Below are 509 nucleotides of genomic sequence, written 5' to 3'. Positions count from 1 at the left end.
CTCTACAAAGTAGAGTGGGTTTCCCCATTCGGACATCACGGGCTCAAGCGCTTCTTACCAGCTCACCCGTGCTTAACGCAGGTTAGCACGTCCTTCATCGCCTCTGACTGCCAAGGCATCCACCGTGTACGCTTAGTCACTTAACCATACAACCCCAAGAAGTGTGTCAGTCCGAAGACCGGTGCACTTAATGAAGGCGGTACGCATCGTGTGACTGATGCTTACAACACATTTCGCCAAGAAGTTCCAAGACACTTGCAGTATCAAGAACTACTTTTATTCATCAGCTTTTTCCGAATTGTTAAAGAGCAGAGTCGTTAAACTCTAAGATTTAGGCTTTAAGAGAGGTGTTTTCTCTTACAGCGTAAAGCTTATAGCTTATGGCTTTAAAGATGGCGTCCCCTAGGGGATTCGAACCCCTGTTACCGCCGTGAAAGGGCGGTGTCCTAGGCCTCTAGACGAAGGGGACCAAAAAATCGGTTGTTGAAGCTGCGCTTCAACGATTTTTT

At 47.5% G+C, this 509-nt stretch carries 1 tRNA gene and 1 rRNA gene; both read right to left on the bottom strand.

Features of this window, described 5'->3' with window-relative positions:
• Positions 1–146 (bottom strand): 23S ribosomal RNA (locus tag DA373_RS16110); the annotation flags it as partial.
• Positions 147–393: 247 nt separating this feature from the next.
• A tRNA-Glu gene (locus DA373_RS16105) sits at positions 394–469 on the bottom strand.
• Positions 470–509 lie beyond the last annotated feature (40 nt).

Origin of the sequence: Oceanimonas marisflavi (genome assembly GCF_003049725.1) — a bacterium.
Lineage (GTDB): Bacteria > Pseudomonadota > Gammaproteobacteria > Enterobacterales > Aeromonadaceae > Oceanimonas > Oceanimonas marisflavi.
This window is presented reverse-complemented; position numbering and strand designations above follow the sequence as displayed.